Annotated in this window: 9 protein-coding genes and 1 pseudogene; 3 read left to right on the top strand and 7 right to left on the bottom strand. The window is 64.6% G+C overall.

Annotated elements, in window-relative coordinates; translation table 11 throughout:
* Window positions 1-46 precede the first annotated feature (46 nt).
* Window positions 47-1027: an ABC transporter permease gene (locus X743_RS143670; protein ID WP_023768244.1), complete on the top strand. Its 981-nt coding sequence runs from the start codon at window positions 47-49 to the stop codon at window positions 1025-1027.
* Between the two features lie 106 nt (window positions 1028-1133).
* Here X743_RS143670 and X743_RS143665 read toward each other — a convergent pair whose 3' ends face one another.
* The 5 genes from X743_RS143665 to X743_RS143645 form a co-directional block, all read right to left on the bottom strand.
* Entirely contained in the window at window positions 1134-1733 is a 600-nt protein-coding gene (locus X743_RS143665) for a cupin domain-containing protein (protein ID WP_023768245.1), read from the bottom strand.
* Window positions 1734-1844: 111 nt separating this feature from the next.
* Entirely contained in the window at window positions 1845-2597 is a 753-nt protein-coding gene (locus tag X743_RS1000000174160; protein WP_348625907.1) for a DUF982 domain-containing protein, read from the bottom strand.
* Between the two features lie 60 nt (window positions 2598-2657).
* A complete protein-coding gene (locus tag X743_RS143655) occupies window positions 2658-2873 on the bottom strand; it encodes a hypothetical protein (RefSeq protein WP_023768247.1) in 216 nt (71 codons plus the stop codon).
* Window positions 2874-2940: 67 nt separating this feature from the next.
* Window positions 2941-4572: a chaperonin GroEL gene (gene groL, locus X743_RS143650; protein ID WP_023768248.1), complete on the bottom strand. Its 1632-nt coding sequence runs from the start codon at window positions 4570-4572 to the stop codon at window positions 2941-2943.
* Window positions 4573-4629: 57 nt separating this feature from the next.
* Complete coding sequence (locus X743_RS143645) at window positions 4630-4944, bottom strand: co-chaperone GroES (RefSeq protein ID WP_023768249.1); 315 nt, start codon at window positions 4942-4944, stop codon at window positions 4630-4632.
* A gap of 326 nt (window positions 4945-5270) precedes the next feature.
* On the opposite strand from X743_RS143645, the gene X743_RS1000000172400 reads away from it, so the two are divergent.
* Both X743_RS1000000172400 and X743_RS143640 read left to right on the top strand, forming a co-directional pair.
* Window positions 5271-5432: a hypothetical protein gene (locus X743_RS1000000172400; RefSeq protein WP_023768250.1), complete on the top strand. Its 162-nt coding sequence runs from the start codon at window positions 5271-5273 to the stop codon at window positions 5430-5432.
* Window positions 5433-5455: 23 nt separating this feature from the next.
* Window positions 5456-5734 (top strand): usg protein, encoded by a 279-nt coding sequence (locus X743_RS143640; protein ID WP_023768251.1) that lies wholly within the window; start codon window positions 5456-5458, stop codon window positions 5732-5734.
* 86 nt (window positions 5735-5820) lie between these two features.
* Here the strand turns inward: X743_RS143640 and X743_RS143635 are convergent, their stop codons facing one another.
* Together X743_RS143635 and X743_RS143630 are read right to left on the bottom strand one after the other, a co-directional pair.
* A complete protein-coding gene (locus tag X743_RS143635; RefSeq protein WP_156934521.1) occupies window positions 5821-6426 on the bottom strand; it encodes a hypothetical protein in 606 nt (201 codons plus the stop codon).
* Between the two features lie 217 nt (window positions 6427-6643).
* A pseudogene (locus X743_RS143630) lies at window positions 6644-7259 on the bottom strand (ATP-binding protein); the annotation flags it as partial.

Genomic DNA, 7259 nt, shown 5'->3' on the forward strand with positions numbered 1-7259 from the left:
GGAGAAGGGAAAGATGCATCGCGCCAACTCTATCGCGAGCCACCCCATGAGCACCACCGCAATCACCCCCGTCCCCTTCGGCCGCCGCCTAAAACGCTTCATGGCCGACCGGCCGCTGATCCCGCTGATTATCCTGCTCGTCATCCTGGTGGTGATCCTGCAGATCCTGCGCCCCGGCATCGTCAACGAGCGCTGGATCGCCAACACCATCAAATTCGCCATTCCGCTGGCGATCCTCGCCGGCTGCCAGACCATGACCATGCTGACCGGCGGCATCGACCTGTCGGTCGGCACGGTGGCGACGATGAGCGCCTTCATCATGGCGACGCAAGTCGTCAACCAGGATCCGGCGGTGGCCTTCCTGCTGGCGATGATGCCGGCGGTGCTGATCGGCCTCGTCAACGGCATCGGCGTCGGCGTCTTTCGCGTCCACCCGCTGATCATGACGCTGGGCACCAGCCTGATCGGCACCGGCTGCCTGCAGGTCTACCAGCGCACGGTGATCGCCTCCGGCGCGAAAATCCCCGACTTCCTCGCCTGGCTCGGCACGGGTGTGACGGCAGGCTTCCCTAACGCGTTGCTTCTGTTTATCCCGCTGGCGGCCCTCATCGTCTTCACGCTCGCCCGCACCGGCTTCGGCCGCCTGCTCTACGCCGTCGGCGACAATGAGCGCGCAACGCGGCTGTCGGGCGTGCAATACTGGCAGGTCATCACCGCGCTCTACGTCATATCCAGCGTGCTCGCCGGCATCACCGGCCTGCTCTATATCGGCCTGATCAAAGCCCCATCGCTCTCGCTCGCCGAACCCCTGGTCCTGCCCTCGGTCGCCGCCGCCGTCATCGGCGGCACCTCCATCTTCGGCGGTCGCGGCGGCTATACCGGCACCATCATCGGCGCGCTCATCCTGACCGTGCTGACGACGCTCTTGACCATCCTGCAGATGCCGGAGGGGGCGAGAAGGATCTTGTTCGGGCTGATCGTGCTGTTCGTGACGGCGGCTTATTTGCGGATAGTGGAGGAGCGGTAGTTCCTGATCAACGGGACATACACGCCCGGCTTGCCAAACACTTAGGACTTCTTTGCCGCAAGCTTGTCGAATGTAGCCACGCGGCCGGCTCTCCTGGCTTTCCGCCTCAGTCTTTCTTCCAGGCCGTCAGCAATGGCCCCTCGCTTCCATAGACGGGGTCCTTTCGCGGACGGCCTACCCTCGGGATCGTCACGACCGCCTTGGCGTGGTCGGCGGCGGTCGTGCATTCGTCGTAGGTGCCGGATGCGGGATAGGCGCCAACCACGAGGAAGTCCTCGGACGCCGAAATCCGCTGGTGTCCGGTGCCGGCCGGAAGAACCGCGACATCGCCGGCCTTCAGCGCCAGTGTTCGTCCCTTCTTGCCGCCAAACTGGACCTTGGCCGTGCCGCGCGCGACGCCGAGCACTTCGTGGATGCGCGAATGGTAATGAACGTAGTCGTAGATGCCGTCGCGCCAGCTGTCGCCCCAGCCATTGGCGCCGAAAAGCTCCTCCATGACGGCCGCGGGATCGAAGTCTTGCGGCAGCCGCACGGCGCCGCGATAGATGACAAGCGGCCAGGACGGGTGGTTGGGCACCAGGCCATCATCCCTGTTGAATTCATTCGGTTTTCGCGGCCTGACGAGATCGGCGGTCTGTCGTCTGCCGGGCCTTGCAACGCCGGTAACCTGTTCGGCTGCTTTCTTCATGCTTTGCAGGATGCTCATGACGTGGCCTCGCATCAGGGAACCGACGCCGGTTCAACCTGCGTGCCGTCGCTTGGTTCCATCAAGGCTGTGCCCGCCGCCTGGCGCGAAAGCCGGGCGGCGGCCGTATGGTCAACCCGCGAGTTCGCCCGCGCGCGGCGCATCGCCCAGCGCCGCGGCCGGCGCAACCATGTCCTGCACCAATATGTCGTTGCGCCTTGCGAAGGTGACCAGCGTCGCCCGCACGGTTTCGGGGTCGATCTCGCCGGCAATGCCGGCCTTGCAGGCGTTGAGCGCAATGGCGTGCGCGCCGTTGCGGCCGGCGGCCGGCCAATCCTGCAACAGGGCGTAGGCTTCCATCACATTCTCGATCGCAACCGGAAAGCCCATTCCGACCAGAACGGTGACCGGTTCTTCAAACTGCCCGCGATTCATGGCTTTTGCCTCCTCTCGATTATGCGGCACCTGCAGCGGACCGGACACAGGAGAGCGCGGCCCGCCGCCGACACGGTGCATGGACATCTTGTATGGAAGATTGAGCCGCCGGTTGGGCACCGCCGATCGCGCACGGTTCGACCTGGACACTTCGATCGTGGCAGGACCGGTCTTGGCCGGCCCGATGTTGGCCGGCTCGATCTTGCCTGGCTCGATCTTGCCTGGCTCGATCTTGGCTGAGTCCAGCGCCGGCATGCTCCGGCCTGGCGCCGGCAACATCCTGTGTGCCTTCACCAGCGCCTCGAGCCAGGCGGCGACGGCAAATGGAGATCGGCTGCGGCCGTCAAGCCAGGCCGCAATCTCTCCTTGCGGACGGCCGAGTTCGGCGGCGAGGTCGGCCGCTCCCCACCTCAGTATTTTCAGGCATTCACGCAACCGGCCCGCGATCACGTCTCCACCTCCAAACAACAACGCCCTTCATCTTCTGTGCGGCGAACATCGCTCGCCGGTTCAACCGCCGGCAGCCGCCGCCGACACCTGCTGCGCCGCCAGGAACATCAGCGCCGAGGCGGCGGTGCGCCGGTTCCAGCCGGCGGCTTCGGCCATGTCGAGCAGCCCTGCCAGTTGCGGCTGCAGCACGCTGCGGCATTCGTTTTCGTAGGCCAGGAACTCCTTCGCCTGATGTGTCGGCGCCGGCAGGGGTCCAAGGCCAGCCATTGCATCCATGTTTACCTCCGCTCGATTTCGTCCTGATGCCCGCCCCCAACTGGGGAGCGGGCGGTCATGCATGGGCTCAGAAATCCATGCCGGCGCCGGCGGGCATCGCCGGGGTGGCGGCTTCTTTCTTCGGTTTCTCGGCCACCATCGCCTCGGTGGTCACCAGCAGGCCGGCGACGGAGGCTGCGTCCTGCAGCGCCGTGCGCACCACCTTGGCCGGGTCGATCACGCCCTGGCCATAGAGATCGCCGAACTCGTTGGTCTGGGCATTCCAGCCCCAGCCGAACTCGCTCTTCTCGCGCAGCTTGCCGACGATGATCGAGCCTTCCGCGCCGGCATTCTCGGCGATCTGGCGCACCGGCGTTTCGATCGCGCGGCGCACGATCTCGACACCGGTCTTCTGGTCGGGATTGTCGGTCTGGACGGCATCGAGCGCCCTGGCGGCTCGAAGCAGCGCGACGCCGCCTCCGGGCAGCACGCCTTCCTCGACGGCCGCGCGCGTGGCATGGAGCGCATCGTCGACGCGGTCCTTGCGCTCCTTGACCTCGACCTCGGTCGAGCCGCCGACGCGGATCACCGCGACGCCGCCGGCAAGCTTGGCCAGCCGCTCCTGCAGCTTCTCGCGGTCATAGTCCGAGGTGGTCTCCTCGATCTGCGCCTTGATCTGCGCGACGCGGCCCTGAATCTCTTCCTTGCGGCCGACACCGTCGACGATGGTGGTGTTCTCCTTCTCGACCACCACCTTCTTGGCGCGGCCCAGCATCTCCAGCGTCACATTCTCCAGTTTGATGCCGAGATCTTCCGAGATCGCCGTGCCGCCGGTGAGGATGGCGATGTCCTCCAGCATGGCCTTGCGGCGGTCGCCGAAGCCGGGCGCCTTGACGGCAGCGACCTTGAGGCCGCCGCGCAGCTTGTTGACCACCAGCGTGGCGAGCGCCTCGCCCTCGACATCCTCGGCGATGATCAGCAGCGGCTTGCCCGACTGCACCACCGCCTCCAGCGCCGGAAGCAGCGCCTGCAGGTTGGAGAGCTTCTTCTCGTGGATCAGCACATAGGGCTCGTCGAGTTCGACGCGCATCTTGTCCTGATTGGTGATGAAATAAGGGCTGAGATAGCCGCGGTCGAACTGCATGCCTTCCACGACTTCGAGTTCGGTCTCGGCGGTCTTGGCCTCCTCGACGGTGATCACCCCTTCATTGCCGACCTTCTCCATCGCCTCGGCGAGGAAGCGGCCGATCTCGGCATCGCCGTTGGCCGAGATGGTGCCGACCTGCGCGATCTCGTCATTCCTGGTCACGTCGCGGGCATTGGCCTTCAGCTCTGCCACCACCGCCTCCACGGCCTTGTCGATGCCGCGCTTCAGGTCCATCGGGTTCATGCCCGAGGCAACCGCCTTGGCGCCTTCCTTGACGATGGCCTGGGCAAGAACGGTCGCCGTCGTGGTGCCGTCGCCGGCGATGTCGTTGGTCTTGGACGCCACTTCGCGCACCATCTGCGCGCCCATGTTCTCGAACTTGTCCTCGAGCTCGATCTCCTTGGCGACGGTGACGCCGTCCTTGGTGATGCGCGGGGCGCCGAATGATTTGTCGATCACCACGTTGCGGCCCTTGGGGCCGAGCGTCACCTTCACCGCATTGGCGAGAATATCGACGCCGCGCAGCATCTTCTCGCGCGCTTCGGTGTGGAATTTAACCTCTTTGGCAGCCATTGGATCACTCCTTCATCTAGGCAGCATTCGTTGACTGGTTGAATTTCCAAGAAGCCGTCAGGCGGCCTTCTTGATCTGCGCGGCCTCTTCGATCACGCCCATCACGTCACTTTCCTTCATGACGAGCAGATCCTGGCCGTCGAGCCGTATCTCGGTGCCGGACCATTTGCCGAACAGGATGCGGTCGCCGACCTTGACGTCGAGCTCGACCAGCTTGCCGCCGTCGTCGCGCGCGCCGGGACCGACAGCGAGTACCTCGCCTTCCTGCGGCTTCTCCTTGGCGGTGTCGGGAATGATGATGCCGCCCGCGGTCTTTTCCTCGGCGTCGATGCGGCGGACCAGGATACGGTCATGCAATGGACGGAACGCCATTTCGTTCTCCTTCTGGACAAACATGTTTTTCGCGGTTCCTCCGCAACCGGACCGGCAAAATCGGCCGGCGCGGCACGCAGCGACCCTTGCTCAGGCATCGCGCGCGCATATCGAGCTAGTTTTGCCGTTTTTCGGTTTCAAGAGCCCCGCCAAAAAATTTTGGCACTCCTGCGCCGCGAGTGCCAAGCGCCTGTTATCGCGACCTTATCCAGGTCGGATGCCGGCTTGAATCTTCTATCCTTGTTCAACAGATATACGCGGCCGGCGCATCCCGGGCGCCGGAACCGCGATCCGCTCAAGGAGTTGTTTGCAGACGGAGCACATCGATGGACCGACAGATTTTTTCGCCGCTCAAATCCACCCCTGCCGCCGAAAGCTCCAACCGCGCGCTTGACCGCCTGCTCCAGGCTACCAGCGACGGCGACGTCTCGGCACTACGCCAGCCGAGCGGCGATTCCATCACCACTTTTGACAGGCTGGATGCCTAATACCTGACAGGAAGGAGAAACGAATGATCGCAAGCGTCAGCAAGGAATTCCGTCTCCAGATGGAAGGCTACGGCCTGACCACGGCGGAGATTCACTATCACCTGCCCGATCATCCGGGCCTGCTCCAGCTCTATGTCTGGCAGGATTATGACCTTGCGCCCGAGTTCCCCGAACTTCACGGGTTCCTATCCTATTGGGAGCGCGAACTCGAAGGCCCGCTGCACTCGGTTCGCGTCGCCCACCACCGGCTGATCCAGCCTTCGGAATGGCGGGCCATCGACGGCATCATCGCTATCCAGTAGCGCGAGCAACCCGCTCCAAACTCGCCAAATCCATGGGCTGGGTCGGAAGTCGAAGTAGACATTTGGAGGCGACGCGCGGCACCAGCTCACCAGAAGCCGATCAACGACCTCAATATCGCCGTGGGGCCGATCGCTTCCCGGCAGGTCCTGCGAAACCCGGCTCGGCCCGTTGCGGCAAGCACGTCGCCGTCGATATCGCCTAGGATAAGGCGTGCATTGCGCCAGCCGATCCTGGCGAGCGCCGATGCCAGATCCGCGCGCGCCGGATCGAACGGACCCTGGTTGGCGGCCGGGTCCGCTGGCCGGTCAATGTCATTGCTCGCACCGATCGCGTGCCGAGGGATGGTCACGGTGGAGCCGGCGTCGAAAGGCGGGGAAAGATCGAGGAAACGGGAAATCGCGCCGAGGCAAAGCGCAGGCTCGGAAACGAGCTGCTCATAAGCCACGAAATGCACGGGTGCGCCGATGCGGCGCAGGGCTTCCATGGCAAAGTAAAACTGGTTCCAATAATCGGCAGGTGTGCGGAACCTGTAGGCCATCTTTGGGTGCGTAAAATCCTGCTTGAGTTCGAATGGCCTGTTCAGGAATGGACCGAGATGTTTGGCCGGCCGGAAAATGCTGTCGTTTCGGCTGAAGCGGAACCATGACAGGAGCTGGGTGATGGGATCCTTGCTCATCACGATGATGGGCAAGTCTCCATATCCAAGGTCGCGTCCGTTCATCAGGGCCGGAAAGATTCCATGCTTCCAAAAGCCCTGGTCGAAGACGACAGGCACCCCGAGATGAGTTTCCACTAGGTGCTTCGCGAGATTCGTGCCGGACCTCGGTGTCCCCATGATACGCACCCGCGCAACCTTGCCCTCAGCCTGCCTATGCGATTCGTCGGGTGTTGAACGCGTCATGGCCCCCTCACAGCGCCAGGCTCCCTTGCTCCGCCTCCTCGGCGTTGGGGTCGCCGGGCGCCGTTGCCCAGGCGAGTTCGACCAGAGTCACGGTGCGTTTTCCCGTGCCGTCGAGCTGGCAAACGATGAGCCCCTGCTCCTCGATATAGGTCAGGAGGCGCCGGGCGCGGCGCAGCGAATGCGAGCCATAGGCGCGCGCGATCGCGGCGTCGCTCGGACAAGGCCAGCCCTCCTTCGCCGCGCGAGCGATCATCATGAACACGCCCTGCATGTCGTCGGGCAGCAGCGAGGCGCGGACGGAAACGTCCCGCCATGCGTCATCCTGCGTCGTCTCGGAGCCGAGGCCGGCGCGGGCTCGCGTCAGCATGCGGCGGAACGCGGGCAGGTCCGGCACGACCGAGGCGAGGCCCTCGATGCGGCAGCGAACCACGAACTCCTGGTAGAGCACGCCGATGACGCGGAACCCCGCATCGGGCACGGCCAGCACGGCGCGGAGCACGCGGTCGACGCGTTCGCGGCGCTCCGCCAGATCCTCGGCACTGATCAGCGGCTCGGCCGGTTCGGGGCGGATTTCCAGCGCCGCCGACTTCGCCGCCATCAGTTGGTCGAGCAGGTCCGGCGAC

The sequence above is a fragment of the Mesorhizobium sp. LNHC232B00 genome, from assembly GCF_000502435.1.
GTDB classification, from domain to species: domain Bacteria; phylum Pseudomonadota; class Alphaproteobacteria; order Rhizobiales; family Rhizobiaceae; genus Mesorhizobium; species Mesorhizobium opportunistum.

Excerpts from the sequence above, each read along its gene's own strand:
- X743_RS1000000172400 (WP_023768250.1), top strand. The coding sequence starts at position 5,271 with ATGGACCGACAGATTTTTTCGCCGCTCAAATCCACCCCTGCCGCCGAA.
- X743_RS143665 (WP_023768245.1), bottom strand. The coding sequence starts at position 1,733 with ATGAGCATCCTGCAAAGCATGAAGAAAGCAGCCGAACAGGTTACCGGC.
- X743_RS143640 (WP_023768251.1), top strand. The coding sequence starts at position 5,456 with ATGATCGCAAGCGTCAGCAAGGAATTCCGTCTCCAGATGGAAGGCTAC.
- X743_RS143655 (WP_023768247.1), bottom strand. The coding sequence starts at position 2,873 with ATGGATGCAATGGCTGGCCTTGGACCCCTGCCGGCGCCGACACATCAG.
- X743_RS143645 (WP_023768249.1), bottom strand. The coding sequence starts at position 4,944 with ATGGCGTTCCGTCCATTGCATGACCGTATCCTGGTCCGCCGCATCGAC.
- X743_RS143670 (WP_023768244.1), top strand. The coding sequence starts at position 47 with ATGAGCACCACCGCAATCACCCCCGTCCCCTTCGGCCGCCGCCTAAAA.
- groL (WP_023768248.1), bottom strand. The coding sequence starts at position 4,572 with ATGGCTGCCAAAGAGGTTAAATTCCACACCGAAGCGCGCGAGAAGATG.